The sequence below is a fragment of the Thiorhodovibrio winogradskyi genome (genome assembly GCF_036208045.1).
GTDB classification, from domain to species: domain Bacteria; phylum Pseudomonadota; class Gammaproteobacteria; order Chromatiales; family Chromatiaceae; genus Thiorhodovibrio; species Thiorhodovibrio winogradskyi.
Genome location: NZ_CP121472.1, coordinates 175454 through 201815 on the forward strand (window position 1 = coordinate 175454; position 26362 = coordinate 201815).

29 protein-coding genes and 4 pseudogenes are annotated in these 26362 nt (G+C 57.5%); 14 read left to right on the top strand and 19 right to left on the bottom strand.

The window, feature by feature from the left end; all coding sequences use genetic code 11:
* Positions 1 to 11: 11 nt before the first annotated feature.
* From Thiowin_RS00930 to Thiowin_RS00960, 7 genes are all read left to right on the top strand, one after another.
* Positions 12 to 353, top strand: a complete 342-nt coding sequence (locus Thiowin_RS00930) for a hypothetical protein (protein WP_328985887.1) — start codon at positions 12 to 14, stop codon at positions 351 to 353.
* A 67-nt stretch (positions 354 to 420) separates the two neighbouring features.
* Positions 421 to 1005 carry a hypothetical protein gene (locus tag Thiowin_RS00935; protein ID WP_328985888.1) on the top strand — a complete coding sequence of 195 codons (585 nt, stop codon included), beginning with the start codon at positions 421 to 423 and terminating at the stop codon, positions 1003 to 1005.
* Complete coding sequence (locus Thiowin_RS00940; RefSeq protein WP_328985889.1) at positions 986 to 1405, top strand: PIN domain-containing protein; 420 nt, start codon at positions 986 to 988, stop codon at positions 1403 to 1405. The genes Thiowin_RS00935 and Thiowin_RS00940 overlap by 20 nt, the downstream gene beginning before the upstream one ends.
* The gene (locus Thiowin_RS00945; protein WP_328985890.1) at positions 1402 to 1638 is read left to right on the top strand and encodes a CopG family transcriptional regulator; all 237 of its coding nucleotides are present in this window, start codon (positions 1402 to 1404) and stop codon (positions 1636 to 1638) included. The genes Thiowin_RS00940 and Thiowin_RS00945 overlap by 4 nt, the downstream gene beginning before the upstream one ends.
* A 183-nt stretch (positions 1639 to 1821) precedes the next feature.
* Positions 1822 to 2775: an RpnC/YadD family protein gene (locus tag Thiowin_RS00950; RefSeq protein ID WP_328985891.1), complete on the top strand. Its 954-nt coding sequence runs from the start codon at positions 1822 to 1824 to the stop codon at positions 2773 to 2775.
* A 371-nt stretch (positions 2776 to 3146) separates the two neighbouring features.
* On the top strand, positions 3147 to 3719 hold the full coding sequence (locus tag Thiowin_RS00955; RefSeq protein WP_328985892.1) for an RpnC/YadD family protein: 573 nt from the start codon (positions 3147 to 3149) through the stop codon (positions 3717 to 3719).
* Positions 3716 to 4102, top strand: a complete 387-nt coding sequence (locus tag Thiowin_RS00960) for a transposase (protein WP_328985893.1) — start codon at positions 3716 to 3718, stop codon at positions 4100 to 4102. Before Thiowin_RS00955 ends, Thiowin_RS00960 begins: the two co-directional genes overlap by 4 nt.
* 424 nt (positions 4103 to 4526) lie before the next feature.
* Here Thiowin_RS00960 and Thiowin_RS00965 read toward each other — a convergent pair whose 3' ends face one another.
* The gene (locus Thiowin_RS00965; RefSeq protein ID WP_328985894.1) at positions 4527 to 5645 is read right to left on the bottom strand and encodes an IS110 family RNA-guided transposase; all 1119 of its coding nucleotides are present in this window, start codon (positions 5643 to 5645) and stop codon (positions 4527 to 4529) included.
* A gap of 185 nt (positions 5646 to 5830) precedes the next feature.
* On the opposite strand from Thiowin_RS00965, the gene Thiowin_RS00970 reads away from it, so the two are divergent.
* Positions 5831 to 5998, top strand: a complete 168-nt coding sequence (locus Thiowin_RS00970) for a transposase (protein WP_408034143.1) — start codon at positions 5831 to 5833, stop codon at positions 5996 to 5998.
* Positions 5999 to 6044: 46 nt separating this feature from the next.
* Here Thiowin_RS00970 and Thiowin_RS00975 read toward each other — a convergent pair whose 3' ends face one another.
* Positions 6045 to 7751 carry a hypothetical protein gene (locus tag Thiowin_RS00975; protein WP_328985895.1) on the bottom strand — a complete coding sequence of 569 codons (1707 nt, stop codon included), beginning with the start codon at positions 7749 to 7751 and terminating at the stop codon, positions 6045 to 6047.
* Between the two features lie 319 nt (positions 7752 to 8070).
* Here Thiowin_RS00975 and tnpA (Thiowin_RS00980) point away from each other — a divergent pair, with 319 nt between their 5' ends.
* Positions 8071 to 8505, top strand: a complete 435-nt coding sequence (gene tnpA, locus Thiowin_RS00980; protein WP_328985896.1) for an IS200/IS605 family transposase — start codon at positions 8071 to 8073, stop codon at positions 8503 to 8505.
* 343 nt (positions 8506 to 8848) lie between these two features.
* Here tnpA (Thiowin_RS00980) and Thiowin_RS00985 read toward each other — a convergent pair whose 3' ends face one another.
* Complete coding sequence (locus tag Thiowin_RS00985) at positions 8849 to 9490, bottom strand: hypothetical protein (RefSeq protein WP_328985897.1); 642 nt, start codon at positions 9488 to 9490, stop codon at positions 8849 to 8851.
* A 522-nt stretch (positions 9491 to 10012) separates the two neighbouring features.
* Between Thiowin_RS00985 and Thiowin_RS00990 the strand changes: the two are divergent.
* From Thiowin_RS00990 to Thiowin_RS01005, 4 genes and pseudogenes are all read left to right on the top strand, one after another.
* A pseudogene (locus Thiowin_RS00990) lies at positions 10013 to 11184 on the top strand (IS3 family transposase); the annotation flags it as partial.
* A gap of 454 nt (positions 11185 to 11638) precedes the next feature.
* A complete protein-coding gene (gene istA, locus Thiowin_RS00995; RefSeq protein WP_328985898.1) occupies positions 11639 to 13138 on the top strand; it encodes an IS21 family transposase in 1500 nt (499 codons plus the stop codon).
* Positions 13139 to 13140: 2 nt separating this feature from the next.
* Entirely contained in the window at positions 13141 to 13962 is an 822-nt protein-coding gene (gene istB / locus Thiowin_RS01000; RefSeq protein ID WP_328985899.1) for an IS21-like element helper ATPase IstB, read from the top strand.
* Positions 13949 to 14143: a hypothetical protein gene (locus Thiowin_RS01005; protein WP_328985900.1), complete on the top strand. Its 195-nt coding sequence runs from the start codon at positions 13949 to 13951 to the stop codon at positions 14141 to 14143. The genes istB and Thiowin_RS01005 overlap by 14 nt, the downstream gene beginning before the upstream one ends.
* A 165-nt stretch (positions 14144 to 14308) precedes the next feature.
* Here Thiowin_RS01005 and Thiowin_RS01010 read toward each other — a convergent pair whose 3' ends face one another.
* From Thiowin_RS01010 to Thiowin_RS01055, 10 genes are all read right to left on the bottom strand, one after another.
* Positions 14309 to 14587, bottom strand: a complete 279-nt coding sequence (locus Thiowin_RS01010; protein WP_328985901.1) for a hypothetical protein — start codon at positions 14585 to 14587, stop codon at positions 14309 to 14311.
* Positions 14588 to 14814: 227 nt separating this feature from the next.
* A complete protein-coding gene (locus Thiowin_RS01015; RefSeq protein WP_328985902.1) occupies positions 14815 to 15561 on the bottom strand; it encodes an FkbM family methyltransferase in 747 nt (248 codons plus the stop codon).
* A 258-nt stretch (positions 15562 to 15819) separates the two neighbouring features.
* On the bottom strand, positions 15820 to 16254 hold the full coding sequence (gene tnpA, locus Thiowin_RS01020) for an IS200/IS605 family transposase (protein ID WP_328985009.1): 435 nt from the start codon (positions 16252 to 16254) through the stop codon (positions 15820 to 15822).
* A gap of 412 nt (positions 16255 to 16666) precedes the next feature.
* On the bottom strand, positions 16667 to 17035 hold the full coding sequence (locus Thiowin_RS01025) for a hypothetical protein (RefSeq protein ID WP_328985846.1): 369 nt from the start codon (positions 17033 to 17035) through the stop codon (positions 16667 to 16669).
* Complete coding sequence (locus Thiowin_RS01030; RefSeq protein WP_328985903.1) at positions 17032 to 18138, bottom strand: OB-fold nucleic acid binding domain-containing protein; 1107 nt, start codon at positions 18136 to 18138, stop codon at positions 17032 to 17034. The genes Thiowin_RS01025 and Thiowin_RS01030 overlap by 4 nt, the downstream gene beginning before the upstream one ends.
* A 179-nt stretch (positions 18139 to 18317) precedes the next feature.
* A complete protein-coding gene (locus Thiowin_RS01035) occupies positions 18318 to 18638 on the bottom strand; it encodes a helix-turn-helix domain-containing transcriptional regulator (protein ID WP_328985904.1) in 321 nt (106 codons plus the stop codon).
* Between the two features lie 3 nt (positions 18639 to 18641).
* Positions 18642 to 18980 (bottom strand): type II toxin-antitoxin system RelE/ParE family toxin, encoded by a 339-nt coding sequence (locus tag Thiowin_RS01040; protein WP_328985905.1) that lies wholly within the window; start codon positions 18978 to 18980, stop codon positions 18642 to 18644.
* 1038 nt (positions 18981 to 20018) lie between these two features.
* Positions 20019 to 20147, bottom strand: a complete 129-nt coding sequence (locus tag Thiowin_RS01045; protein ID WP_328985906.1) for a hypothetical protein — start codon at positions 20145 to 20147, stop codon at positions 20019 to 20021.
* An 86-nt stretch (positions 20148 to 20233) separates the two neighbouring features.
* The gene (locus tag Thiowin_RS01050; RefSeq protein ID WP_328985907.1) at positions 20234 to 21010 is read right to left on the bottom strand and encodes an RpnC/YadD family protein; all 777 of its coding nucleotides are present in this window, start codon (positions 21008 to 21010) and stop codon (positions 20234 to 20236) included.
* Between the two features lie 5 nt (positions 21011 to 21015).
* On the bottom strand, positions 21016 to 21201 hold the full coding sequence (locus Thiowin_RS01055) for a hypothetical protein (RefSeq protein WP_328985908.1): 186 nt from the start codon (positions 21199 to 21201) through the stop codon (positions 21016 to 21018).
* Between the two features lie 169 nt (positions 21202 to 21370).
* Between Thiowin_RS01055 and Thiowin_RS01060 the strand changes: the two genes are divergently transcribed.
* Positions 21371 to 22489 (top strand): IS110 family RNA-guided transposase, encoded by a 1119-nt coding sequence (locus Thiowin_RS01060; RefSeq protein WP_328985909.1) that lies wholly within the window; start codon positions 21371 to 21373, stop codon positions 22487 to 22489.
* A 353-nt stretch (positions 22490 to 22842) separates the two neighbouring features.
* On the opposite strand, the pseudogene Thiowin_RS01065 reads toward Thiowin_RS01060, so the two are convergent.
* The 6 genes and pseudogenes from Thiowin_RS01065 to Thiowin_RS01090 all read right to left on the bottom strand — a co-directional run.
* Positions 22843 to 23397, bottom strand: a pseudogene (locus Thiowin_RS01065) (GDP-mannose 4,6-dehydratase); the annotation flags it as partial.
* Positions 23398 to 23405: 8 nt separating this feature from the next.
* Complete coding sequence (locus Thiowin_RS01070; RefSeq protein WP_328983444.1) at positions 23406 to 24569, bottom strand: ISAzo13 family transposase; 1164 nt, start codon at positions 24567 to 24569, stop codon at positions 23406 to 23408.
* A 174-nt stretch (positions 24570 to 24743) separates the two neighbouring features.
* Entirely contained in the window at positions 24744 to 25028 is a 285-nt protein-coding gene (locus tag Thiowin_RS01075; protein WP_328985910.1) for a hypothetical protein, read from the bottom strand.
* 181 nt (positions 25029 to 25209) lie between these two features.
* Positions 25210 to 25566 (bottom strand): annotated as a pseudogene (locus Thiowin_RS01080) (GDP-mannose 4,6-dehydratase); the annotation flags it as partial.
* 114 nt (positions 25567 to 25680) lie between these two features.
* Positions 25681 to 26115, bottom strand: a complete 435-nt coding sequence (gene tnpA, locus Thiowin_RS01085) for an IS200/IS605 family transposase (protein WP_328985896.1) — start codon at positions 26113 to 26115, stop codon at positions 25681 to 25683.
* Between the two features lie 58 nt (positions 26116 to 26173).
* Positions 26174 to 26352, bottom strand: a pseudogene (locus Thiowin_RS01090) (GDP-mannose 4,6-dehydratase); the annotation flags it as partial.
* Positions 26353 to 26362 lie beyond the last annotated feature (10 nt).

The window sequence follows — 26362 nt, forward strand, 5'->3', positions numbered from 1 at the left end:
AAACTCACCCCATGACAGCCGACACCCAAGCCACCGACAGCAGCGACAAACCCGACTACGACAGCCCCTGGAAAGAAGCGCTGGAGCGGTTCTTTCCGGAGTTTCTCGCGTTGTTGTTCCCGGCCATCCATGCCGAGATCGACTGGTCCAAAGGCGTGCAATTCCTCGACAAGGAATTCCAGAAGATCGTACGCGAGGCCAAGACCACCCGGCGCTATGCGGATAAGCTGGTCGGCCTCACCCGCCGCGATGAGACGCCGGTGTGGGTGCTAGCCCATGTTGAAGTGCAAGGCGATCCGCAAAACGACTTTGCCGAGCGGGGAATTCGGGGAATTCCAGGGACAGTTTACTGAATAGCCCAAGGATCGCGGCAACCAAAGCCCCTCCCACCCCCAGCCGCGCATCGGCTAGACTCTCGGCATGAGCCGCGATCCCCGCATCCCCTGGCATGAACTGCTCGGCAAAGCCCACACCGACGCGCTGATCGGGCTGCCGTACAGCGTCAGCACCGAAGAAGAGCTCGCCCTGCGCAGCCAACGCCTGGATGTGCTGATCATCGAGCAAGCCCCGGCGGCAGGCAGCGACGGCCGCGACCCTCAGCGCACCAAGGCGGCCTTGCAAACGCCCAACGCATCGCCCACACCTGAGCCCTATGCGGATGCGCCTAAACGCCCCGATGGCCTCGAAGACCTCGCCGCGCACAACCTACTCAGTTTAATCAAAGGGGCCAGGCTCGGTTTAATTTCTGTGCTAAACTCCAGGCATGCCAAGACGCCCCCGAATTCCGGGGACAGGCAATTCTGGGGACATATACTTAATTCCTTTGGGCTGGCAGGGCGCGCTGTTCGCGGCGAAAGGCGCTCCCATCCAATCCCCCGAATCGGCAAAACTCACCCCATGACAGCCGACACCCAAGGTACCGATACCAACATGAAGAGCGACGACGATAGGCTCCTAAAAAGAGGCGCCAGGCTTTGCTGTTGTGATGGTTCAGCTAGTTATTGATACAAATGTCTTTGTCGCGGGACTGCGCTCGGTCGGTGGCGCATCGCGCGAAGTTTTGCGACGCGCTCTATCCGGCAGCTATCAACCGCTTTTCGGAAATGCCTTGTGGCAGGAGTATTGCGATCTGTTGGGGCGCGATGTATGGAGCATGAAGACCACTGCTGAAGAAAGGCAACAGGTGCTGGCGGCATTGGCTCAACGTGGTCGATGGGTGACGATTTATTATGGTTGGCGTCCCAATCTCCCCGATGAAGCAGACAACCACTTGGTGGAGCTTGCCCTGGCGGGAGGGGCTGCCGGAATCGTGACGCATAATGTGCGGGATCTTCGCCGAGGAGAACTGGTGTTTGATCAGCTGCGGTTGCTGACGCCTGCTCAATGTCTGGAGAAATGGTTATGACAACATTAACGATCCGCTTGCCGGACGACACGGCGGCGCGCTTGGACTCTTTGGCACGTAGTCGCGGACTCACCACCGACAAATTGGTCGAGGATCTGAGTGCTCGCGCCGTGGCAGCGTGGGATACTGAAAACCATTTTCGGGCGATGGCTGCGACGGGCGACATCAAGCAGGCACTTGGAATTCTGGATCGACTGGATGCCGAAGACCGGCAGGTAGGCGCTGACCTGTAATTATAATTAAAGGATAGAGTAGAGAGCAGGTTGCCATCACTTTAGTCGCGGCTTATCTGTTTCCGCCCCTTTCAGGAATTCCGGGGACATATATAATTAAGGAATTCTGGGGACAGTATACTTAATTCCTTTCGGGCTGCCCCCAACGCTCCCACCCCGCCCCAAATCGGCTAAAATCACCCCATGACAGCCGACACCCAAGCCACAGACACCAGCGACAAACCCGACTACGACAGCCCCTGGAAAGAGGCGCTGGAGCGGTTCTTTCCGGAGTTTCTCGCGCTGCTGTTTCCGGCCATCCATGCCGAGATCGACTGGTCAAAGGGCGTGCAGTTTCTCGACAAGGAATTCCAGAAGATCGTGTGCGAGGCCAAGACCACCCGGCGCTATGCGGATAAGCTCGTCGGCGTCACCCGCCGCGATGAGACGCCGGTGTGGGTGCTGGCCCATGTTGAAGTGCAAGGCGATCCGCAAAGCGACTTTGCCGAGCGGATGTTCACCTACAATTACAAAATCCGCGATGCCTACCAAGTGCCGGTCGCGAGTCTGGCGGTGCTGGCCGATACCAAGCGCAGTTTCCGCCCCAACAGCTACAGCACGGCGCTGTGGGACTGTCGGGTGCAATTCGACTTTCCGATGGTCAAACTGCTCGACTACGCCACCCCCGAGCGCTGGGCCGAGCTGGAAGCGAGCGACAATGTTTTTGCCTTGGTGGTGATGGCCCAAATCCGGGCCAAGGTGACCGACGATGCCGAGACCCTGAAACGCTGGAAATTCCGCTTGATGCGCCTGATGTACGAGCGCGGCTATGAGCGCACGCTGATTGAAGAACTCTTCCGCCTGATCGATTGGATGATCCGTCTGCCTGAAGAGCTGGAAGCAGAGTTTCGCCAAGAACTCTACGCCTACGAGGAGCAATACCAAATGCCATACGTGACGACTGTTGAGCGAGCCGGGATTGAGAAGGGAGTGCAGCAGGGCGAGGCCAGAACAATCCTGCGCTTGCTTGATCAAAAATTCGGCCCCGAGGCCGTGCAAACGCACCGCGAGCGCATCGAACAGGCGGAGCTTGAGCAACTCGACACTTGGCTGGGTCGCATCCTCAGCGCCGAGAGCCCCGAGACCATCTTCCACTGAGGCGCAGGCCACGCTGGCAGCATTAACCGGCGTCCCTTAGCGCCGCCATCTCCATCACCGCATCCGCCAGCGTCGAATTCGAATTCTGGGGACAGTATACTTAATTACCTGCAACAGCAATAAGCCTTGCAATCGTTTTGGAATTCCGGGGACATATATGGAATTCAGGGTACATATATGGTCCGCCCCGCGATGCAAGAGGAAAATCGCTGGTTTTGCTAGAAGGAAACGTTGCGGCCAACTATCCGGCATCGGAATTAAAGGGGCCGGGCTCGATTTATTTTCCCAAGTCAAGCCTTAAATGCGCTCTGAATCGCGAAGGGGCCGGCTAAGCGTCCCACCCCCGTCCCCAAATCGGCTAAACTCAGCCCATGACAGCCGACACCGAAGCCACCGACAGCAGCGACAAACCCGACTACGACAGCCCCTGGAAAGAAGCCCTGGAGCCGTTCTTCCCGGAGTTCCTCGCACTGCTGTTCCCGGCCATCCATGCGCAGATCGACTGGAGTGTGGCGCCGGTGTTTCTCGACAAGGAACTCCAACAGATCGGCGGCAACAGCCCGCGCGGTCGCCGCTATGCGGATAAACTGGTGCGGGTGCGCGCCAAAGACGGCAGCGATCTGTATGTGCTGATCCATGTCGAAATCCAAGGCGATGCTGAAAGCGACTTTAGCGCACGGATGTTTCTCTACCAGACCCGCCTGCGGGATTGCCACAAAATCGATGTCGTCAGCCTGGCGGTCCTGACCGACACCAGCCCCAGCTTTCGCCCCAAGTCATTTCGCCACGCTCGCTGGGGCTGCGGGATCGTCTTTCGCTTCCCCGTGGTCAAACTGCTCGACTACACCACTCCCGAGCGCTGGGCCGAGCTGGAAGCGAGTGACAATGTTTTTGCCTTGGTTGTCATGGCCCCCAAAATCATCAATTGGTCCGGGCCAAGGTGACCGACGATGCCGAGACCCTGAAACGCTGGAAATTCCGCCTGATGCGCTTGATGTATGATCGCGGCCACGAGCGCGCGCTGATTGAAGAGGTGTTACGCCTTATCGACTGGATGATCCGCCTGCCCGCGGCGCTGGAGGCGGAATTTCGCCAAGAACTTTATGCTTACGAGGAGCAACGACAGATGCCTTATGTCACCACGTTTGAGCAAGCCGGGATTCAGAAGGGGGAAGCCACGATCTTGATGATGCTGCTGGAAGAAAAATTCGGCTCAGCGTCGCTCGAAGCGCACCGCGAGCGCATCTCCGCCGCCGACCCTGAAGAGCTCCTGCAGTGGTCGAAACGCATCCTCACCGCCGAGACGCCCGAGACGATTTTCCACTGACGAAAATTAGAAGGGGCCAGTGCGGCCTGGCAAGGCCGCGTGTTCTAGCGGGTTAGAGGCCCGCCTGGGGAATTCCGGTGACAGTTTACTGAATAGCACGAATTCTGGGGACATATATGGTCCGCCCCGCGATGCAAGAGGAAAATCGCTGTTTGGTAGAAGGAAACGTTGCGGCCATATATCCGGCATCGATCTCGGGACGCATTGCGGTCCCCGTGCCCTAATGGAATTCGCGTACCTCGCCGTCCTCAATCAGTATATCAGTCTCAACTTAAGCTGGCTGCTGTCCCCGTCAGGTTTTCAGCGAGGCGGTCGTGCCTTTCATGCCATTACAGTGACTTTCACTCTTAGCAACTCGTGGTGTGGAACTCGGTTGATGCCCTATAAGGGCGGGTTAATCAGAATGGTTCGTGGCCGATAGGCGTTACGCGGTAACGGCCGCGGGCTTCGCTAACGCGCCGCGCGCTGCATCGAAGGCCTTTCCGGTGGTCATCACCGCCCAGGCGATGCGCACGAGCTTGTTGGCCATCGCAACCACGGCGACATTGGCATGACGGCGCTGCTTGAGACCGCGCGCCCAATGACTGAGGGCGTCGTCTTTGTTCTCAACCCAGCGCCCATTGTTCAGATCAGGGGCACGCGCCCCGTTGATCAGCAGTTTGCGCATATACACATCACCGCGCTTACTGATGCCGAGCAAGCGTGGTTTCCCGCCGGTGGAGTGCTGTCGCGGCACCAGCCCCAGCCAGGCGGCCAGCGCGCGGCCATTATTGAACAGCCCCCAATTCTCCCCCAAGGTGGCGATCAAGGCGGTGGCCACCAGCGGACCGATGCCAGGGATGCTCATCAACAGCTGGGCCGAGTCATTGGTGTTGGCAACGGCCTGAATCTGAGTATCATAATGCTTGACCCGCGTATCCATGTGACGCAACTCCTCGAGGAGAACATTCAATTCAGCGCGAAACCGCTCACTGAGTCCATTCTCGGCGTCTTCAAGGATTTCCGGCAGGCGGCGCATAAGCTCAGCACGCCCTTGAGCAATGACAATACCGTATTCGGCCAACAACCCCCGGATCTGATTGACCAGCGCCGTGCGCTGATCAATGACCATCGAGCGCATGCGGTGGGTACCCTGGGTATCTTGCTGTTCAACATTCTTGATGGGCACGAACAATTGACGCGGGCCCCTTTTCGAGCAGGGCGCCGCTTCGCAAATCGCCTCGGCATCGACGGCATCGTTTTTGTTCGTCTTCACAAAGGGCTTCACATGCTGCGGGGCGATCAACACAACCTCATGGCCAAACCCCTGGAAGGTGCGCGCCCAGTGATGGGCACCACTACAGGCTTCCATGGCGATGCGACAGGTCGGCTGCTGGGCGATGAACTGACTCAACGCTTTTCGTGCCAACTTGCGGCTGAACACCACTTCACCCTCGGCGTCGACACCAAACACATGTACGCTGTTCTTGGCTAAATCAATACCAATAGTGACGACCGGTTCTTTGCTAAACGTCTTTACGGATTTTTTCTTCGCTTTTTTCATGGCTCTTCTCTGCTGTCTTCGGTTGACGATTAGATGGTTGTCGATAGCCTATTTTGCTTGATTCAGCGGGTTTGTAGGAGCGGGGCGGACCATCCCATTAGTATACTTAATTCCTAGACGAAGAACGCCAAATGGGGTTACAGTTTTAGCAAGGCGTTTGTGACGGGTGAGAAATTGACGGAACAATGGCAAGACTCCCGAGAGTGGTGGTTCCTGGGTTGCCGCATCATGTGACGCAGCGCGGCAATCGACGGCAACAGACGTTTTTTAGCGATGACGACTATGCGGAGTATCGTCGCTTGCTCTCACTCTCCTGTCGTGCCTGCGAAACGCGGGTGTTGGCCTACTGCTAGGTAGTTCAATCTCCCGCAAACCAGCCCCAAACCGCTCATACAGTTTTTATGTCGGCACCAAGGCGCGTCGGCGGCGCTTGAGCATCGAATCACCCAGATGCGTCTCGACCCAGTGTTCCACATCAATGGTGCGCACTGACTCCATCGCGTTGCGAATCACTGGCGCGGTCAAATCGCTCAGGAACGCCGGAATCGTGAGCACCAGTTTACCGATCTCTTTCAGTGGCCCGCGCGCGGTGAAGGCTTTGTAATGCCCAAAAACCGATTCGATGATGTCGGAAGATCCCAACCAGGTCGCCCCCTCGGGCAGCTTGGCCGCTTCGCCTTGGAGGTGTGTCAGCATCTGGGTTTGAAACGCCTCCACCGGCGGCGACAGCGGTCCCAGTTCGGCCAGCGCGGCCTTCACCGCATCGGCTGTGGTGCGCGCGAGGCCTTTGGTTTTCACGACCGTCTGAATGGTTTTGGACACCGCGCTGGTCTGCGTCCATTCTGGCACGCTGTCGCGATAGGCCAGCACCCATTCAAAGGCTTCGAGAAAGCGCCCATAGCCCCGGTCGGCCAAACGCCAGAAGGCGTCATCGAGATGCTCCTCCAGCGCGGTGACGTCGGCACTGGCCACCTGCTCACGCAGTGCCTCGCACAAGGCCGCGCGGCTGGGATAAGGCGTGCCGATCAGTGCCCGCAAGGGCGCCACAGCGCTGTTGGTCCAACCCTTGCGCAGCGACTTCCAGGCCATGGCGCTAAAGACAGTGGGGCGCCCAATGGCGCTGAAGTCCCCTCGGTCATAGTAGGCGAGCACCCGCAGAACCCAGTCGATATGGGCCTCAATGGCCATGTAGCGCGCCTTGGTGCGCAGGCTGGGCGGCAGCAGAAACGCCAGGTCGGTCTGTTGGAAGCGGCTCAAGGTGGCGCTGGCCTGTTTCAGGAATGCCTGCCAGGTGCTGTCCTCGCGCCAGTGGGCTTTCAGTGCGGTGGCGATGGCATGGGAGATGTCATAGGTCTCCACGCAGCTGGGCGCCTGCTGGCGATACAGCGCGATGCCCTTGCGCAAGTCGCTGCCATGGTCGGAGACAATCTGCACCGGCTCGCCAGTGCGCGCGGCCACGTGTCGCAACACCGCCTCTACCCACACACCCGTGCTGTTGGCGGTGATCTCTACCGCCAGCACCGTCATGTCGCGATGGCTGGGCGAATAGCCGGTCTCGGCCAAGCGACTGGCGGGGATGCCCAAGACCACCAGGCATTTCAATTCCCCCAGGGCGATGGTGTTATCGAGGATGAAAATCCAATCATCACGGCGCGGCAACGGATGTTGCAGCACCGCCAGACCCAGGCGGTAGACCCAGTTCAGTACGGTGGTGTAGGCCGGCACGCCCACGGGCAGGTGGTTTCCAAACAGCTGCATCACCCAGCTGACCCCGCGACAACCGATACTGGTGTGCAGATACATCTGCAAGCACAGTTCCATGACTTCCAGGGAGTAGTGGTGGTTGGCCACCGGTGTGGCGAGCAGGGGCGCGCTGGGGGTGTCTTCGCCCTCGCGCGGCTTGTCTGTGCAGACGCGCGTGGCTTGTTCCTGTTCGGCGGCCAAGGCACGCGCTTTCCAGTAGGCGCGACTGTTCTCCAAGTCGCGAATGCGCACCTGCGCCGCGCGCCAGCGTTTCTGCACCTCGGCGGCCCTGGCTTTCCATTTGTCACGCGAGTCTTGAAAGAACCGCGCCAGGCGCGCGGCGGAGCTTTTGAAGTCCTTCATGCGGGAAACTCTCAGGTCGGGTACCCAGCGAGATCGCCGTGGTATTTTGCTCACAGACCAAAGGATTGTCGCTACTTGAGTCCCTTCGTTCAAGCCTGACATCGGGTTTGGATGCTAAGCATAGATTCTGCATGGACCGCTGAAGGCGTTTTTAGGGAAATTGAACTACCTACGCTCGCGCCCAGGCCGTTGGCCCGATAGCTACTCCAAGGATACTCCCCTGGATCGCGCACCATATCGGCGCGCACCGGGTTGATTGTCCCAACCGTTTAGTGAAAACTATGCACTTTAGTGCAAGACTTTTAGTAAACTCTCATTTATGAGGTCTTACAGAAAATCGTCACATACAGTTCACGACCTGAAAGTTCACCTGATTTGGGTAACGAAATATCGCTATGCGGTGTTGACGAAAGAGGTGGGGTATCGTACGCGTGAAATTATCCGGCAAGTATGTGCGCAAAACGACGTTCAGATTATCAGTGGTGCAGTGAGCAAGGATCATGTTCACCTGTATATATCGTATCCGCCAAAATACTCAATAAGTGATCTGGTCAAATGGTTTAAAGGCCGTAGTTCACGTAAATTACAGGAAGAATTTCCGCAGCTTGGTAAGCGTTATTGGGGAAGGCATTTCTGGGCGATTGGGTATGCGGCATTTAGTTCGGGTCATGTAACTGACGAGATGATCCGAGAATATTTGAAACATCACGAAGATCATCCGAACCATCAAGATGATGGTTTTACCGTTGAATGACTTTGAGTCATGATTTAACTGACTTCAGTCAGTCTCGGCTTTCAGTCGGTTTCTAACCGAAATTGCGACTTTCAGTCGCAATCCATACTATGGACTTCCAGTCCATAGTGGTTGATTTTTGATTCACAGGCGGTTGTTGATCATCACCAGATCCATCAAGGCGAGGATGGTTGATCCGCCGGTTCAGGTGTCTCGAAGAGCCGCGCATAGCGCGCCCTCGCCTCTTCAGTCGATGACGCACGCATCCGCTCAAGCATCGCGCTGGGAAAGCGTACCACCACATTGTTCGCGGTCGGCTGTAGACAAGACATGGCTTCTGGCGTGACTTTTGACTGAAATTTCTTCATAACCCCTCGCTTTGACGGGTCTCTAGGTAAGCGCGCACGGTGGTTGATGCGCTGGTGTAAGTCCTGGCCGTCAGCAGCGCCAAGGACAAGGTATCGGCAAAGAGGTAGAGCACATTGACGTCAAGATTCTCGAACGAATCCGCTGGCGGATCATCAAAATAATAACTTGCTGGATGATCAACGATCAGAAAGCCCAAGATGGCCCGGCCCTCCTCGGGCAGATCCAGTACCTCAAGCAGCTTGCGGCCCAGCCGTTGCCGGGAGGCATGCTGGCGAAAGGTGATCGGAATCGCCAAGACGGATTTGTAGGCCAACTCCCCGCCCTGCAACCCATCCCAGCAGTCTTGCCACGCCGAATCCTTCGGCGAGCGACGTAGCAAATGAAGCCGCCAGCGCGCTAACATCGGGCGATCCCACCAAGGTTGGCGATACTGCGCATGCACCCGCGCCAGGTCAAGACTGCGATGACGATAACCCGAATCCGTCCGCACTGTCTTCGGGCGGCACTGATCCATGTAGGGCAAACCGGTCTCCATCATTCTGACAAAAACGGTATCGTCGGGATCACGCGGATGATCGGCCTTCAGAAACGGCCGCGCGGCCAGTCCCAGCGGACTGATCGCACCGCTGTCGTCCATCGCATGGATGCCGACCTTCGGTGGTGTAGATGGCGCTCAAAAAGCGCTTATAGCCGGTGAATAGCGCAGTCAATCGCCAACGAGGCTCGTGACAAACCCCAGTCTCAGGTTGGTGTGGAAAGGTAGGTCCAGGGGCCGAGGAGCGCACACCGGGAAGGAGCCCGGAGGGCGACTGGACGGTGTGCGCTCCTCGGCGCGCGCCGCGGCTTGGTGTTGCGGGAGGTTCGCGTCATCGCCCTCGTCGGGGGGTGACAAGCGCGGAAAAAGCAGGTAGAGGCTTAGGGCCGTTGAGACAGGCGCAGCCGCAGCTTCGACCGCCACAGTCCATCCGCGACCGCGCCCCCAACCGTGCGTGGCACGGCCCGCCGGCAGTATCGGCCTGACGGGATAAAAAATCCACCCTCATCGGCGGGAACCGCCGATGTGCGCCAGTGCTCGTTATAGTGGACCCCAATTTTAGGACACTAAATTAAGTTAGTTTTGCCTCATCTGAAGAGACTTGTAAAGACTTGGAGAGAGCAGATGAGTGAGAGACAACGCAAGACCTTCAGTGCCGCTTTCAAGGCCAAAGTAGGCTTGGAAGCGGTACGCGGAGTGAAGACGACTAACGAGATTGCGCAGGATCACGGGGTTCATCCGGTCCAAGTAGGCCAGTGGAAGAAAGCCATCGTGGCGGACGCCGGCAAGCTGTTCGAAGGCCGGCGCGGGCGCAAGAAAGTGGACGACAGTGGCGACGAAGAGCGACTCTACAGCGAGATCGGGCGGTTGAAAATGGAGCTGGACTGGCTGAAAAAAAAGTCCGGGGTGAGCCTGTGAGCGTGCGTCGCGGGTGGATCGACATGGGCGGCCTTGATGATGGCGGGTTAGCGGTCAGTCGCCAATGTGCGCTGCTTGGCGTACATCGCTCTGGAGTGTATGCACACCGCCATGATCGTATTGCCGAGCCGAGCGAACTGGATCAAAAGTTGTTGCGGCTGATTGATGCGGAATACACCAAGAGACCATTTTATGGGAGTCGACGCATGGTTGTGATGCTGCGCGCACAAGGCTATGCGGTCAGTCGCAAACGCGTTCAGCGTCTCATGGGCGTTTTAGGTTTAGCCGGCATGTTGCCTGGGCCTCATACAAGCAAGCCGCATCCTGAGCACAAAATCTACCCCTACTTGTTGCGTGGGCTGGCCATTGTACGGCCCAACCACGTCTGGAGCAGTGACATCACCTATGTGCGACTCGCGCATGGATTTGCCTACCTGGTGGCCATCATCGACTGGTACTCACGACGAGTCCTTTCTTGGAGATTGTCGAACACAATGGACACGGGCTTTTGCATCGATTGCTTGGAGGATGCGCTGCGCCACTATGGGCGCCCGGAGATCTTCAACACCGACCAGGGCGCGCAGTTTACCAGCCTCGCCTTCACCCAGGTGTTGCGTGACGCCGAGGTGGCCATCAGCATGGATGGGCGCGGCAGAGCCCTGGACAACGTCTTCGTCGAGCGTCTGTGGCGCAGCGTCAAATGGGAGGACATTTACCCCAAGGGCTATGAGACGCTCACAGAGCTGTTCATGGGCCTCTCGGCGTATTTCCCCTTCTACAACGGTGAACGCCCTCACCAGGGGCTTGGCTACCGAACGCCGGACGATGTGCATGTGAGCGGCAAAGGAGGTGGTGTCGTGGTTGCTGATCACTTTGGCGATCGCCCGCCAGCGGAGTCGTCGGCTCCGCTACGCTCCGCCGACGACTCCGCTGGCGAAGAACTGGGGCAGCGCCAATCCGCTGCGACTGAACTGGGCGCGCTAACTTAAATTCGGGGGAAAACTGTCCTTGACATGGGGTCCACCTCACCCATGCCGCCCGTCAAGCGCGCTATCGCCAGCGTCAGCGCGAAAAAGTGACGCATCAGGGTTCACCCCCGAGCCCATCCGATCCATGCTCCTGTGAGAACACCTGCGCGCCGGTTGCAGTTTCAGCGTCGCAATCCATGCCCGTTGCGGTCCCGGTTCCAGCGCCGGTAGCGAGCGGCGCGCCGAGCCCCTTAGTGCGCTGTCAGCGCTGCGGGCGCGAGTGTTCGCCTTTTCTGCGCCAAGGTTTTCTCCGTCGCCGCTCAGGCGTTGCTGGCCGCGACCCCTGAAGCCAACAGGAGCCCCCATGACCATCCCCACCGAACTCGAAGCCAAGATCCTGCGCTACTTCCATGTCGAGCACTGGCGCGTCGGCACCATCGCCGCGCAGCTCGGCGTGCATCACGCCACCGTTGATCGGGTGCTGTCCCAGGCCGGACTGCCCAAGGTCGAGCGCGCCGCGCGTCCCTCGCTGATCGATCCCTATCTGCCCTTTGTCGTGGAGACGCTCAAGACCTATCCGCGCCTGAGCGCCAGCCGGCTCTATGCCATGGTGCGTGAGCGCGGTTATCGCGGCGGGCCGGATCATTTCCGCCATCTCATCGCGCATGTGCGCCCACGCCCGCGGCCGGAGGCCTTTCTGCGCTTAAAGACCCTGCCGGGTGAACAAGCCCAGGTCGACTGGGGCCACTTTGGAAAGCTGACCATCGGTCGGGCCACCCGCACCCTGATGGCCTTTGTGATGGTGCTGAGTTTCTCCCGGGCGGTGTTTCTACGTTTCTTTCTCGATGCGCAGATGGCCAATTTCCTGCGCGGACATGTCGCGGCCTTTGAGCACTGGGGGGGTCTGCCGCGAGTGCTGTTGTATGACAACCTCAAAAGCGCGGTGCTCGAGCGCCAGGGTGAGGCGATTCGCTTTCATCCGACCTTGCTGGAATTGGCCAGCCACTATCGCTTCGAGCCGCGCCCGGTGGCGGTGGCGCGAGGGAATGAAAAAGGCCGCGTGGAGCGGGCGATTCGTTATATCCGCGACAGTTTCTTTGCCGCGCGCACCTTCAGCGATCTGGCGGATTTGAATGCCCAGGCTGATACCTGGTGTCAGGGCCAGGCGGCGGATCGACCGTGCCCGGAGGATCGCGCCCGCTCGGTGCGCGCGGTTTTTGAGCAGGAACGCGCGCACTTGTTGGACTTGCCGCCGGTGCCTTTTCCCACCGACGAGCAGGTGGCGGTGTCGGTGGGCAAGACGCCCTATGTGCGCTTTGACCGCAACGACTATTCCGTACCCCATACCCAGGTGCGCCGCACGCTCACAGTGGTGGCTTCCCTGGAGCAGGTGCGGGTGCTCGATGGCGCCACGGTGATCGCCACCCATGCGCGCACCTTCGATGCCGGGGCGCAGGTGGAGGACCCGGCGCATGTGGCGGAGTTGGTGGCGCGCAAGCGCGCCGCGCGCCAGCACCGGGGGCAGGATTATCTGGCCCAGGCGGTGCCGATCAGTGCCACCTTGCTGATCAAGGCCGCTGAGCGCGGGGAGCCCTTGGGGAGCCTGACGGCGGCCTTGCTGCGGCTGCTCGATTCCTATGGGGCGGCGGAGCTGACGGCGGGGATTGAGGAGGCACTGGCGCGTGAGGTGCCGCACCAGAACGCGGTGCGCCTGGCACTGGAGCGCCGGCGCGAGGCGCGCGGGCTGCCGCCGCCGACCCCTGTCGTGCTGCCGGCGGATCGGCGCGTGCGGGAGGTGGTGGTGCGCACGCCGGCGTTGGGGGATTACGACCACTTGCACGATGATCCGCCGAAGGAGGTATGAGGATGAACGAGGATGATGAGCAGAGGTTGAAAGCGCGCGCCCAGGCGCTGAAGCTCCATGGGGTGCTGGCGCATTGGTCGGAGGTGGTGGAGGCCCCTTGGCTGGCGGCGTTGCTGCAGTGGGAGGAGGAGGCACGGGCGCAACGCTCGCTGGAGCGGCGGTTGAAGCAGGCGCAGTTGGGGCGGTTTACGCCGTTGGCGGATTTCGATTGGAGTTGGCCGAAGCAGTGCGATCACGCGGCGATCAAGGAGTTGATGGGCCTTGGGTTTGTCGCCGAGGCGATGAATGTGGTGCTGATTGGGCCCAATGGGGTGGGCAAGACGACGATTGCGCGCAATCTGGCGCAGCAGGCGGTGTTGGCCGGGCGCACGGTGCTGTGCATCACAGCAGCAGCGATGCTCAATGCGCTGCTGGAGGCCGATGGGGAACGGGCGCTGCGCGCCCGCTTGAATGCCTATTCCCGGGTGCAGGTGTTGCTGATCGATGAGATTGGCTATCTGTCCTATTCCAACCGCCATGCGGATTTGCTCTTTGAGGTGGTCTCGCGCCGCTATGAGAAGCTCCCGACGCTGGTGACGACCAACCGGCCCTTTGCTGAGTGGGGGGAGGTGTTTCCCAATGCCGCTTGTGTGGTGTCGCTGATCGATCGGTTGGTCCATCACGCGGAGATTATTCAGATCGATGGGGAGTCTTATCGGCTCAAGGAGGCGAAGGAGTGCTCGGCTAAGCGGCGCAAGCGCCGTTCGGCTCGCGCTACGCCCGCTCCGTCTTCCCCGCGACAGTCAGGAGGTGAGGATGTATCCACCCCCGATGATTCCCTCTGACTGGTCGCCCCAGCAGGCGATGGCGGTCGTTGAATGGATGGAGATGCTCTGCGAGGGAATCTATGAGGTCCACGGCCTCGCCATCGCCGAGGCCCGTGAGCAGCGCTACCAGAAACAACTCGCCGATGCGCGTCAGCTGCAGCTACCGCTTTGGCCTTCCTTCAACGATGATCCGTTCTGAGTGATCCCTCCACAGCGCCGTCCGCTGCCAGCGGGTCGGTAGCTGACGCATCGGGACTCCCGGGACCGTCGCTTTCTCGGCTTCCTCGACTTCACCGTTTATGCGCAGGTTTGGTCAGCCGCTAACAGGTGGCACCGAAGAGCGCCGCGTGCGGAGAAAATACGCCTACACCATCTGCGCGTGATCGACGCACATGGGTGCTAGCCCATCCTCAACGGCAGTCACCAAACGACCATAGCACGCCCTTGCAGCCATCTGATCGCCAGCGTGCAAGGCCTCCTTGAAGTCACGATGGGCTTGGGCGCAATAAAACGCATAATTGGCGTAATCACGCTGAAAGTCACAAAAACAATCGCGAAGATGCGCCGTTAGCGCGCGGGAACTCGCCTGCACCGCCGACGACCACAGCGCCTTCAACAAGCCTCCTAGAGCGCCGATGGGCACGCTGACATCCACTGTGTATCAACCTCTTCTTCTCTCTCAGGCCCGATGCCATTAGTTTAGCCGCCAACCGTTAGTCCGCACCAGCGACTGCAGCCGCGGACCGCCGGCGATGATCTGCCCCCTCGACGGCGTCGACGGCCCTGTTCAAAGGTCAAGCGACCGCCAGATCAGTCAGACGAGCCAGCTTTGACGGTCAAGGGCATGGGCGATGGTGGGTGCCTCAGCCTTCAAGCGAAGGGATCATCCACCGGCGTGTCGTCCAGATGCTTGAAGCCATGTTGCCACTTGGGCCAGTGGACCTTGCCCTCGCTGTACTCCCAGGGGCGGAACTTCAGCTCGGCGGCGCGTAGGCGGTTGTTGATCATCACCAGGTCGACCAGGGCGAGCTGGCCGTAGTAGTAGGCATTGTCGCAGAGATCGAAGACGCGAAAGCCGAGTTGTTCGAGCAGCGCCGCGCGCCGGCAGAGGTCTTGCCGGCTGATCGAGGTCTCGATGATGATGAAGGAGGCATTGCGCAGCACCTGTTGGCCGCCGGCGATGATCTGCTCCTCGACGCCATCGACGTCGAGCTTCACCAGATAGGAGAGGTCCGCCGGCGGCTGTTGCGCGAAGACGGTATCGAGGCGGCGGGTGGGTATCTCCTTGATGCCGACCAGGAAGGGCATGGCCTCGTCGCGTTCGGGGCGAATCTGGGTATGGGTGACGCGGCCCGAGCCATCGACCGAGGTCTCGTGCAGATGGAGGATGCCGTCGGCATCGGAGAGCGCGATCTTGTGCAGGGTGTAGTCGACGCCCGCCGCGCGATAATTCTCCTCGAGCTTGGCGTGATAGGCAGGCGATGGCTCGAACAGATGGTGGTGGCGGTCCGGAAAGACGGCCATCAGAAAGTCAGTCTTCACCTGGACGCCGATATCGATAATCTCCTGCATGGCTTGCGGGGCAATGGTCCGCGCGAGCCGGAGGGATTGTGACATGACGGGATAGCGCATATGGGGGTTTGTCATCGAGCGTGATTAGGAAAGCGCCGTAAGTAAGGCGGTGGTCAGACATGCATGCGCTGATGCAACAGAAAACGGTAGGTTTGAAGGAGTTTTCAGTCAGCGTCTTTTCAATAAAATCAACCACTATGGACTGGAAGTCCATAGTATGAGTTGCGACTGAAAGTCGCACTTTCGGTTAGAAACCGACTGAAAGTCGACACTGACTTAAGTCAGTTAAATCATGACTCAAAGTCATTCAACGGTAAAACCATCATCTTGGTGATTCGGATGATCTTCGTGATGTTTCAAATATTCTCGGATCATCTCGTCAGTTACATGACCCGAACTAAATGCTGCATACCCAATTGCCCAAAAATGCCTTCCCCAATAACGCTTACCAAGCTGCGGAAATTCTTCCTGTAATTTGCGTGAGCTACGGCCTTTGAACCATCTAACCAAATCACTTATTGAATATTTTGGCGGATACGATATATACAGGTGAACATGATCTTTGCTCACTGCACCACTGATAATCTGAACGTCGTTTTGCGCACATACTTGTCGAATAATATCACGCGTACGATACCCCACCTCTTTCGTCAATACCGCATAGCGATATTTCGTAACCCAAATTAGGTGAACTTTCAGATCGTGAACTGTATGTGACGATTTTCTGTAAGACCTCATAAATGAGAGTTTACTAAAAGTCTTGCACTAAAGTGCATAGTTTTCACTAAACGGTTGGGACAATAAATCGAACCTGGACCCTTTAATTGCTTTAATTGCTCAAGAAACGTTGCCAGCGGCATTCTCGGAATCGCGCTGACTCCCTAAAATCCGGATTGCCAAAGTAACCCGTTAAGTCACACAACTGCTCGAACTCAATAAAATGACATTGAGTCTACCGAGCGTTCCAAAATTAACTTGAGCCTGGACCCTTTCATTCGACCACTTCATTCTGGACCATTGAATTCGCATGAGGGGTCATCTGCCCAAGATGCGCGGCGCGAGCCGGGTCACCTGGGAGCCGATGGCGAAGCTGTCGATGCTGAGCAGAATTGGGTGTTTGAGTCGGTTTTCGCTGTGCATGGGCAGGTTGTTATGGCTGAAACAGCCAGCCGCGCTGTCTTGCTTGGACTGCGAGTTTTTTTCCGCAACTCTCGACTTTGCTGTTTGCCAGCCCCCGGAAGTCGATCGAGACATGCTCTTTGTAAGGCACGCCATCAGCGATGACGCCGAGATTGAGTGCGCTGCATTCTTCGCAGGTGACGGCCATCACGCCGATCGAACGCCCTTGGGTTTGAGTTGTGAAGCGGTCAAAGGCTGCTGCCGCCGTGATTTGGTCGCCATCGTCAACCGACAACAGATGTTGATCTTTGGGTGTCGGTCGGAAGGCTTGAGATGTGACGCGGTCGCCTTGAGCAAAATTCGGATTGATCTGCCTGAGTAGCAAGGTGTCTGTCTTCATTTCAGCGCAGGCTCCAGCGAACGCAAGGCCTGGTTCAGAAGGCTCCAGCCGTCTTCTGAATCCAGTGCTGCTTGAAACGCCTTGTCAGTCTCGGCAACCAGGTCGAGTGCATGAAAAAGCCCACGCTTGGTTTCAAGATCGACGTCTAAAGAAACTTCGTGGTGATCGAATGACCATTCAGCCCTGATCTCTCCCTCAGCCGTGGGGTATAGATAGGGAAGCGGGAGATCTGTGTCGTAATAGTGTTCAAAGGCGCCAGCCAGCCAGTGCAATCCTTGCGACGATACTGCCGTCCCGCGCCCGTCTAACCAACCTGGTTTCAGCGCTGAGAGTTCTTCGAGTCGAAAAACAACATCGAGTGGATCGAGTATGGTCAGGTCTTCGATCGATTCAATTTTTAGGATTCGATCATGGCGATCTTTTTTGACAACGCCTTGCACCGCTACGGCGGTGCCAACTTGGTACTCAAGCAGTCCCTTAAAGGCCACCTCTTGATGTTGCAAGGGGATAGGTCCGCTGATGCGGGTGCCATCGCGCAGTTCAAGCTCAAAGCAGGATCGTCCGGCTTCAACCTCAGCAATCCGCCCTCGCAAAACGGCGTCTTCTGACCAACTTTCGATCTGGGATGCACGAATGAGGTCATGGCGGATCTGTTGATTGTAAACAACCGTTTGGCCATTTGAAGCCGTGAACTCGATACATTCCTCCTCTTTTAGGCTGCGCCCGAACCGGTCGAAATAGCTGAGTAACTTTGTTGGTATCGCGCAAGGCGACTGCTGCTGCATGGCAAACATCGTATTGATAATTAGATCGCGCGCACGCTCGAAGTACTGGAGGTTGCTCGCGTGGCTCCCCGGCGACATCGAAAGCGCAATCACTGGAATGGTGCTGCCCTCTTCGATAGCCGTGAGCGCTAATTGGATACTGCCACTGAAACCGCGGGGTACGCGTTCGCGGTCTTGGTGTGTTTGTAGGTATTGCCATTTGGCGACGGCAACAATCATCTCCTCCAAGGCCGAAAAATCCTTGAGGACTTCTAGCGGAAGGCGGTGGTGGTCAAAACGACCGCCGAGGAGCTTTGGGCGCAGGTACTCTGATGTCACGTTATTCTCGTTGGTTTGGGAGAAAACCGGGACGGGTCTTGTTTTCAGAAAACCGGGACGGGTCTTGTTTTCCGTTACGGTCAGGTTTGCCGGGCTTGGCAGATGCTGCGCCAGGAGCAGAAAACGTGGTCTGTCCCCGTTTCCCCCTCCCCCCCGTTTCCCCCTGATTTGATTGGCACTTACACCATCACCACGGTAGTTTGAACCTCTACCTTCAACGCACGCTTCATGGCGGCGAAGATCGCCGAAATATTGCTCATGGTCGGGTTACCCGAGACCGAGAGCATGCGGTGCAGACTTTTGGCGGGCTTATGGATTTCTTCGGCGAGGGACTCAAAGCCAACGGTGGCATTCACCAGATCGCGCAGAATGAGTTTGGCCGTGTCGGGCTCACCATCGATGAACAGGGTGATCGCCTCATCAAGCAGTGCCTGGGCGAACGCCGGATCGCTCTGCACGCGGGCCACAACGGTATCCTTGAAATCACGGGTCAGTCCCATGGATCACGCTCGCTTGTTGGTTAGTGACTTGCGGCGCTTGTAGTCTTCCCACAGGGCAACCGCTTCATTGATGTCTTTTTGCTGCCGCTTCTTCGTGCCGCCACCGAGCAGAACAATAATCGTCAGGCCGTCTTTGGCCAGGTAAATGCGGTAGCCCGGCCCCCAGTCGATCCGGTACTCACCAATGCCCCGGAACCACTCCACATTCGACAGATTGCCCTGCTCCATCCGTGCCGCAGCAACGCTGACCTTAGCGGCGGCCAGCGGATCGAGTGTCGCAAACCACTCTGCATAAGGGCTGCGCCCATCGGGCAAGTGCAGTTGCTTGACATGGTAAGTCATCGAAGGAATGGTAACACATCCGTTTCCATTCGCCTCAACTGTACAAACACGAAAAACCCCGCCCCGAATGAACGGGAGCGGGGTTGGAAAGGGTGCGTGCGTCCTTGCCCTTGCGGTCTGGGGTGCCGGGCTTGGCAGGTGCTGCGCCCGGCGCAGAAAACGTGGTCTGTCCCCGTTTCCCCCCCCGATGGCCAACAAGCTCGTGCGCATCGCCTGGGCGGTGATGACCACCGGAAAGGCCTTCGATGCAGCGCGCGGCGCGTTAGCGAAGCCGGCGACCGTTACCGCGTAACGCCTATCGGCCACGAACCATTCTGATTAACCCGCCCTTATAGGGCATCAACCGAGTTCCACACCACGAGTTGCTAAGAGTGAAAGTCACTGTAATGGCATGAAAGGCACGACCGCCTCGCTGAAAACCTGACGGGGACAGCAGCCAGCTTAAGTTGAGACTGATATACTGATTGAGGACGGCGAGGTACGCGAATTCCATTAGGGCACGGGATCGACTTCGATGATGATCCTTCAACGATGCCGGATATATGGCCGCAACGTTTCCTTCTACCAAAAACAGCGATTTTCCTCTTGCATCGCGGGGCGGACCATATATGTCCCCAGAATTCCATGGGTGAATCCTTATGATGAATTCGCTTCTCGGCAGAATTGCAACCATGTCACGCCAAAGCGAGGCTTATTGCTGTTGCTGGTAATTAAGTATACTGTCCCTGCAATTCGAGTTCCACACCACGAGTTGCTAAGAGTGAAAGTCACTGTAATGGCATGAAAGGTACGACCGCCTCGCTGAAAACCTGACGGGGACAGCAGCCAGCTTAAGCTGAGACTGATATACTGATTGAGGACGGCGAGGTACGCGAATTCCATTAGGGCACGGGGACCGCAATGCGTCCCGAGATCGATGCCGGATATATGGCCGCAACGTTTCCTTCTACCAAACAGCGATTTTCCTCTTGCATCGCGGGGCGGACCATATATGTCCCCGGAATTGCTTATGATGATTGGCTTCTCGGCAAAATTGCGTCATGGCATGCCAAAGCGAGGCTTAATTGCGATGGACTCACCCAAGAGCGCGAGCAGCAGTTCTACCACATGAACCGCGCCGCCCTCGCCCTCGGCAGCGACCAGCGCAAGTTCTTGATTCAGCCACAACCCGGAGGCCTGGGCGCTGGCGGATGCGGTGATGGAGATGGCTGCGCTAAGGGACGCCGGTTAATGCTGCCAGCGTGGCCTGCGCCTCAGTGGAAGATGGTCTCGGGGCTCTCGGCGCTGAGGATGCGACCCAGCCAAGTGTCGAGTTGCTCAAGCTCCGCCTGTTCGATACGCTCGCGGTGCGTTTGCACGGCCTCGGGGCCGAATTTTTGATCGAGCTGACGCAGCAATGTCCTGGCCTCGCCCTGCTGCACTCCCTTCTCAATTCCCGCTCGCTCAACAGTCGTCACGTATGGCATTTGGTATTGCTCCTCGTAGGCGTAGAGTTCTTGGCGAAATTCTGCTTCCAGCTCTTCAGGCAGACGGATCATCCAATCGATCAGGCGGAAGAGTTCTTCAATCAGCGTGCGCTCATAGCCGCGCTCGTACATCAGGCGCATCAAGCGGAATTTCCAGCGTTTCAGGGTCTCGGCGTCATCGGTGACTTTGGCCTGAATTTGAGCCATCACCACCAGGGCAAAAACATTGTCGCTGGCTTCCAGCTCGGCCCAACGCTCGGGGGTGGTGTAGTCGAGCAGTTTGACCATTGGAAAGTCGAATTGCACCCGACAGTCCCACAGCGCCGTGCGGTAGCTGTTGGGGCGGAAACTGCGCTTGGTATCGGCCAGCACCGCCAGACTCGCGACCGGCACTTGGTAGGCATCGCGGATTTTGTAATTGTAGGTGAACATCCGTTCAGCAAAGTCGCTTTGCGGATCACCTTGCACTTCAACATGGGCTAGCACCCACACCGGCGTGTCATTGCGGCGGGTGAGGCCGACGAGCTTATCCGCATAGCGCCGGGTGGTCTTGGCCTCGCGCACAACCCTTAGATGGGCTTGGGCTGGAATTCCTTGTCGAGAAACTGCACGCCCTTTGACCAGTCGATCTCGGCATGGATGGCCGGGAACAGCAACTCCAGAAACTCCGGAAAGAACTGCTCCAGCGCTTCTTTCCAGGGGCTGTCGTAGTCGGGTTTGTCGCTGCTGTCGGTGGCTTGGGTGTCGGCTGTCATGGGGTGATTTTAGCCGATTTGGGGCGGGGCTGGGAGCGTTGGGGGCAGCCCGAAAGGAATTAAGTATACTAATGGGATGGTCCGCCCCGCTCCTACAAACCCGCTGAATCAAGCAAAATAGGCTATCGACAACCATCTAATCGTCAACCGAAGACAGCAGAGAAGAGCCATGAAAAAAGCGAAGAAAAAATCCGTAAAGACGTTTAGCAAAGAACCGGTCGTCACTATTGGTATTGATTTAGCCAAGAACAGCGTACATGTGTTTGGTGTCGACGCCGAGGGTGAAGTGGTGTTCAGCCGCAAGTTGGCACGAAAAGCGTTGAGTCAGTTCATCGCCCAGCAGCCGACCTGTCGCATCGCCATGGAAGCCTGTAGTGGTGCCCATCACTGGGCGCGCACCTTCCAGGGGTTTGGCCATGAGGTTGTGTTGATCGCCCCGCAGCATGTGAAGCCCTTTGTGAAGACGAACAAAAACGATGCCGTCGATGCCGAGGCGATTTGCGAAGCGGCGCCCTGCTCGAAAAGGGGCCCGCGTCAATTGTTCGTGCCCATCAAGAATGTTGAACAGCAAGATACCCAGGGTACCCACCGCATGCGCTCGATGGTCATTGATCAGCGCACGGCGCTGGTCAATCAGATCCGGGGGTTGTTGGCCGAATACGGTATTGTCATTGCTCAAGGGCGTGCTGAGCTTATGCGCCGCCTGCCGGACATCCTTGAAGACGCCGAGAATGGACTCAGTGAGCGGTTTCGCGCTGAATTGAATGTTCTCCTCGAGGAGTTGCGTCACATGGATACGCGGGTCAAGCATTATGATACTCAGATTCAGGCCGTTGCCAACACCAATGACTCGGCCCAGCTGTTGATGAGCATCCCTGGCATCGGTCCGCTGGTGGCCACCGCCTTGATCGCCACCTTGGGGGAGAATTGGGGGCTGTTCAATAATGGCCGCGCGCTGGCCGCCTGGCTGGGGCTGGTGCCGCGACAGCACTCCACCGGCGGGAAACCACGCTTGCTCGGCATCAGTAAGCGCGGTGATGTGTATATGCGCAAACTGCTGATCAACGGGGCGCGTGCCCCTGATCTGAACAATGGGCGCTGGGTTGAGAACAAAGACGACGCCCTCAGTCATTGGGCGCGCGGTCTCAAGCAGCGCCGTCATGCCAATGTCGCCGTGGTTGCGATGGCCAACAAGCTCGTGCGCATCGCCTGGGCGGTGATGACCACCGGAAAGGCCTTCGATGCAGCGCGCGGCGCGTTAGCGAAGCCCGCGGCCGTTACCGCGTAACGCCTATCGGCCACGAACCATTCTGATTAACCCGCCCTTATAGGGCATCAACCGAGTTCCACACCACGAGTTGCTAAGAGTGAAAGTCACTGTAATGGCATGAAAGGCACGACCGCCTCGCTGAAAACCTGACGGGGACAGCAGCCAGCTTAAGCTGAGACTGATATACTGATTGAGGACGGCGAGGTACGCGAATTCCATTAGGGCACGGGATCGACTTCGATGATGATCCTTCAACGATGCCGGATATATGGCCGCAACGTTTCCTTCTACCAAAAACAGCGATTTTCCTCTTGCATCGCGGGGCGGACCATATATGTCCCCGGAATTCCCCAACATGGAGGGGGTTTCCGCTATTCATTGCGCGCAAAGGTGCGGTAGCCGTGCTGTTTGATTAACTCATCGCGCTCGGCTTCCTTGATGTCCTCGCGCACCATCTCCGCCACCATCTCGGCAAAGGAGATTTTCGGCGTCCAGCCGAGCTGTTCGCGCGCCTTGCGCGGGTCGCCGAGCAGGGTCTCGACCTCGGTGGGGCGGAAGTAGCGCGGGTCGACCGCCACCCGGCAGACGCCTGCCTGGTCGAATCCCTGTTCTTCAACGCCCGTGCCGCGCCAGGTCAGGTGTATCCCCAGTTCGGCAGCGGCCAGATTGACAAAATCGCGCACGCTGTGCTGTTCGCCGCTGGCGATGACATAGTCCTCGGGCTGCTCTTGCTGGAGCATCAGCCATTGCATCTCGACATAGTCGCGCGCATGGCCCCAGTCGCGCTGGGCATCAAGATTGCCCAGATACAGGCTGTCTTGCAGGCCGAGCTTGATGCGCGCCAGGGCGCGGGTGATCTTGCGCGTCACAAAGGTCTCGCCGCGGCGCGGCCCCTCGTGGTTGAACAGGATGCCGTTGCAGGCGTAAGGTGATTTCAGGAAACAAAGCTACCAGCCCCGAGGGGCTGAATCAGAATATCGTACTTAGGCAGATCAGGATTGCGATCCAGCCGAGCTTCGACGGCTCGCATGGCTTTTTTTGTCAGAGAGATTCCTTTTTCATAGACGGTGGTGCACAGATTCACAATCGGTTGGATGCCTTTCCAGGTCATGGTGCGCGCCCAGGCGAGCATGGTCTCGGTATCGACGAGTAGGGCGCCGTTCCAGTGCAGTTCGAGAATGCCCCAGCACCGCTCAATGGGATTGTATTTGCTGTGATAGGGTGGAAAGTAAAGCAAGTGGATGGGTTTGTTGATTTGATCAGCCCATGCCACGATGCGATGAAGAAACTGAGAGCGTACGCCACTGCTTTCAGGCCCGTTATCGATCTTGATCTGAATCAGCGTGGTGGCCTGCCGTTCGGCAAGAGGGAGCCGCTCCCACCACGCCTGCAAGGCATCGACAATGAAGTCGCTGGTTTTTGCTGAACTTCCGAAGTGGATGGTGAGTTGCCCGGTGTCTTCATCAAGGATGCCGCAAGGGGGATGCTTTCCGTTATCGCCCATGTCGTGATCACAGGCGCGCTGGTTGCCGCGCGTTAACCCACCGCGCGAGAACGGCCCAAGTTTCACGGTCGCCTTGCAGTCAACGCTGATGCGTTTGGCGCCCAGCACTTGGTTGGCGGCGTCTTTCTTCTTGATGTTGATGAAGATATCGTTGGTCTGCGGAATCTTTTTTTTTGGCTTGGCTTTGACAACGCGACGCAAACGATACCCCAGTCGATTGAGGATTCTAGCCAGCGTGCCGCGTGCGGGCAGAGCCTCCTGCGGATAACCGAGTTCACGCAGCCGCTGGCGCGCTTGTGCCGCCGTCAGCCGGGTAAAGGCCACGGTGCTGGTGAAGCTTGGCTCCTGCTGGGCGTGCTCCTCGGCGAGTCGACGCAAATCCGCTGCCGCTTCGGGATAGTTCTCTTCCCAGCGCTTCCTTCCAGTCGTCAAGGGCTTGGCACTCAGACACACGACTCCAGTGCGCGCCTCGCCGAGACCCGTTTCCACCATCTCGCGCCCCCAGCCAAACAGCGACTCGGCTTTTCGCGCGCTGCCTGCGCAGTATTTCAGGGTCATCTCAGCGACAAAGGCACGACGCTCGCAACCGTGCATTTTCGAGGCCGCGAATCGGATGTCCGCAACATGTTCGCAGGTGGGCAACGAGTTTGATGGTAGCGCCATTTCTTAAAAACTCTCCAACAATCAGAAAGGCTTCCATTATTACCCATGTTCTGAGTCAGAAAAAGCCTTCAAGAGGCTAAATTATGGTAGCTTTATTAGTTGAAATCACCTAAAGGCCACGGTGCTGGTGAAGCTTGGCTCCTGCTGGGCGTGCTCCTCGGCGAGTCGACGCAAATCCGCTGCCGCTTCGGGATAGTTCTCTTCCCAGCGCTTCCTTCCAGTCGTCAAGGGCTTGGCACTCAGACACACGACTCCAGCGCGCGCCTCGCCGAGACCCGTTTCCACCATCTCGCGCCCCCAGCCAAACAGCGACTCGGCTTTTCGCGCGCTGCCTGCGCAGTATTTCAGGGTCATCTCAGCGACAAAGGCACGACGCTCGCAACCGTGCATTTTCGAGGCCGCGAATCGGATGTCCGCAACATGTTCGCAGGTGGGCAACGAGTTTGATGGTAGCGCCATTTCTTAAAAACTCTCCAACAATCAGAAAGGCTTCCATTATTACCCATGTTCTGAGTCAGAAAAAGCCTTCAAGAGGCTAAATTATGGTAGCTTTATTAGTTGAAATCACCTAAATGCCATAGGCTTCGCGGTAGTTGACCGTGATCCAGTAGGCGTAGAGCTTGGCCACCGCATAGGGTGAGCGCGGGTAGAAGGGAGTGCGCTCGGTTTGGGGAATTTCCTGCACCAGACCGTAGAGTTCGGAGGTCGAGGCTTGGTAGAATCGGGTCTTGCGTTCCAGCCCGAGGATGCGGATGGCTTCGATCAGGCGCAGGGCGCCGAGGGCGTCGGAGTTTGCGGTGTATTCGGGTTCTTCGAAGGATACCGCGACATGGCTCTGGGCGGCCAGATTGTAGAGTTCATCCGGCTGCACCTGCTGCATGATGCGGATGAGACTGGATGAATCGGTCAAATCGCCATGATGCAAAATCAACCACTATGGACTGGAAGTCCATAGTATGGATTGCGACTGAAAGTCGCAATTTCGGTTAGAAACCGACTGAAAGCCGAGACTGACTGAAGTCAGTTAAATCATGACTCAAAGTCATTCAACGGTAAAACCATCATCTTGATGGTTCGGATGATCTTCGTGATGTTTCAAATATTCTCGGATCATCTCGTCAGTTACATGACCCGAACTAAATGCCGCATACCCAATCGCCCAGAAATGCCTTCCCCAATAACGCTTACCAAGCTGCGGAAATTCTTCCTGTAATTTACGTGAACTACGGCCTTTAAACCATTTGACCAGATCACTTATTGAGTATTTTGGCGGATACGATATATACAGGTGAACATGATCCTTGCTCACTGCACCACTGATAATCTGAACGTCGTTTTGCGCACATACTTGCCGGATAATTTCACGCGTACGATACCCCACCTCTTTCGTCAACACCGCATAGCGATATTTCGTTACCCAAATCAGGTGAACTTTCAGGTCGTGAACTGTATGTGACGATTTTCTGTAAGACCTCATAAATGAGAGTTTACTAAAAGTCTTGCACTAAAGTGCATAGTTTTCACTAAACGGTTGGGACAATAAAGCGCCGCTGAGCCTCATGCGGATCCTGATACAGATGATCGATACGATCGGTGTTAAACAGCGAACTGCGGCGTTTGATGCCATGCATTCATAGCCCTTCTCCAGCAACAATTCCGCTAAATAAGAGCCATCCTGACCGGTCACGCCGGTAATGAGTGCAACTTTTGACATGGGCACAATC

What these genes read in the sequence shown, in the direction of transcription:
- Thiowin_RS01060 (WP_328985909.1), top strand. Translation starts at nt 21,371, where the DNA reads ATGAAAAAAGCGAAGAAAAAATCCGTAAAGACGTTTAGCAAAGAACCG.
- istA (WP_328985898.1), top strand. Translation starts at nt 11,639, where the DNA reads ATGACCATCCCCACCGAACTCGAAGCCAAGATCCTGCGCTACTTCCAT.
- Thiowin_RS01040 (WP_328985905.1), bottom strand. Translation starts at nt 18,980, where the DNA reads ATGACTTACCATGTCAAGCAACTGCACTTGCCCGATGGGCGCAGCCCT.
- Thiowin_RS01055 (WP_328985908.1), bottom strand. Translation starts at nt 21,201, where the DNA reads ATGACAGCCGACACCCAAGCCACCGACAGCAGCGACAAACCCGACTAC.
- Thiowin_RS00975 (WP_328985895.1), bottom strand. Translation starts at nt 7,751, where the DNA reads ATGAAGGACTTCAAAAGCTCCGCCGCGCGCCTGGCGCGGTTCTTTCAA.
- Thiowin_RS01015 (WP_328985902.1), bottom strand. Translation starts at nt 15,561, where the DNA reads ATGTCACAATCCCTCCGGCTCGCGCGGACCATTGCCCCGCAAGCCATG.
- tnpA (WP_328985896.1), bottom strand. Translation starts at nt 26,115, where the DNA reads ATGAGGTCTTACAGAAAATCGTCACATACAGTTCACGACCTGAAAGTT.
- tnpA (WP_328985896.1), top strand. Translation starts at nt 8,071, where the DNA reads ATGAGGTCTTACAGAAAATCGTCACATACAGTTCACGACCTGAAAGTT.
- istB (WP_328985899.1), top strand. Translation starts at nt 13,141, where the DNA reads ATGAACGAGGATGATGAGCAGAGGTTGAAAGCGCGCGCCCAGGCGCTG.
- Thiowin_RS00965 (WP_328985894.1), bottom strand. Translation starts at nt 5,645, where the DNA reads ATGAAAAAAGCGAAGAAAAAATCCGTAAAGACGTTTAGCAAAGAACCG.
- Thiowin_RS00970 (WP_408034143.1), top strand. Translation starts at nt 5,831, where the DNA reads ATGGCAAGACTCCCGAGAGTGGTGGTTCCTGGGTTGCCGCATCATGTG.
- Thiowin_RS00940 (WP_328985889.1), top strand. Translation starts at nt 986, where the DNA reads ATGGTTCAGCTAGTTATTGATACAAATGTCTTTGTCGCGGGACTGCGC.
- Thiowin_RS00985 (WP_328985897.1), bottom strand. Translation starts at nt 9,490, where the DNA reads ATGGACGACAGCGGTGCGATCAGTCCGCTGGGACTGGCCGCGCGGCCG.
- Thiowin_RS01005 (WP_328985900.1), top strand. Translation starts at nt 13,949, where the DNA reads ATGATTCCCTCTGACTGGTCGCCCCAGCAGGCGATGGCGGTCGTTGAA.
- tnpA (WP_328985009.1), bottom strand. Translation starts at nt 16,254, where the DNA reads ATGAGGTCTTACAGAAAATCGTCACATACAGTTCACGATCTGAAAGTT.
- Thiowin_RS01025 (WP_328985846.1), bottom strand. Translation starts at nt 17,035, where the DNA reads ATGAAGACAGACACCTTGCTACTCAGGCAGATCAATCCGAATTTTGCT.
- Thiowin_RS00955 (WP_328985892.1), top strand. Translation starts at nt 3,147, where the DNA reads ATGACAGCCGACACCGAAGCCACCGACAGCAGCGACAAACCCGACTAC.
- Thiowin_RS01070 (WP_328983444.1), bottom strand. Translation starts at nt 24,569, where the DNA reads ATGCACGGTTGCGAGCGTCGTGCCTTTGTCGCTGAGATGACCCTGAAA.
- Thiowin_RS00935 (WP_328985888.1), top strand. Translation starts at nt 421, where the DNA reads ATGAGCCGCGATCCCCGCATCCCCTGGCATGAACTGCTCGGCAAAGCC.
- Thiowin_RS00930 (WP_328985887.1), top strand. Translation starts at nt 12, where the DNA reads ATGACAGCCGACACCCAAGCCACCGACAGCAGCGACAAACCCGACTAC.
- Thiowin_RS00945 (WP_328985890.1), top strand. Translation starts at nt 1,402, where the DNA reads ATGACAACATTAACGATCCGCTTGCCGGACGACACGGCGGCGCGCTTG.
- Thiowin_RS01075 (WP_328985910.1), bottom strand. Translation starts at nt 25,028, where the DNA reads ATGCACGGTTGCGAGCGTCGTGCCTTTGTCGCTGAGATGACCCTGAAA.
- Thiowin_RS01035 (WP_328985904.1), bottom strand. Translation starts at nt 18,638, where the DNA reads ATGGGACTGACCCGTGATTTCAAGGATACCGTTGTGGCCCGCGTGCAG.
- Thiowin_RS00950 (WP_328985891.1), top strand. Translation starts at nt 1,822, where the DNA reads ATGACAGCCGACACCCAAGCCACAGACACCAGCGACAAACCCGACTAC.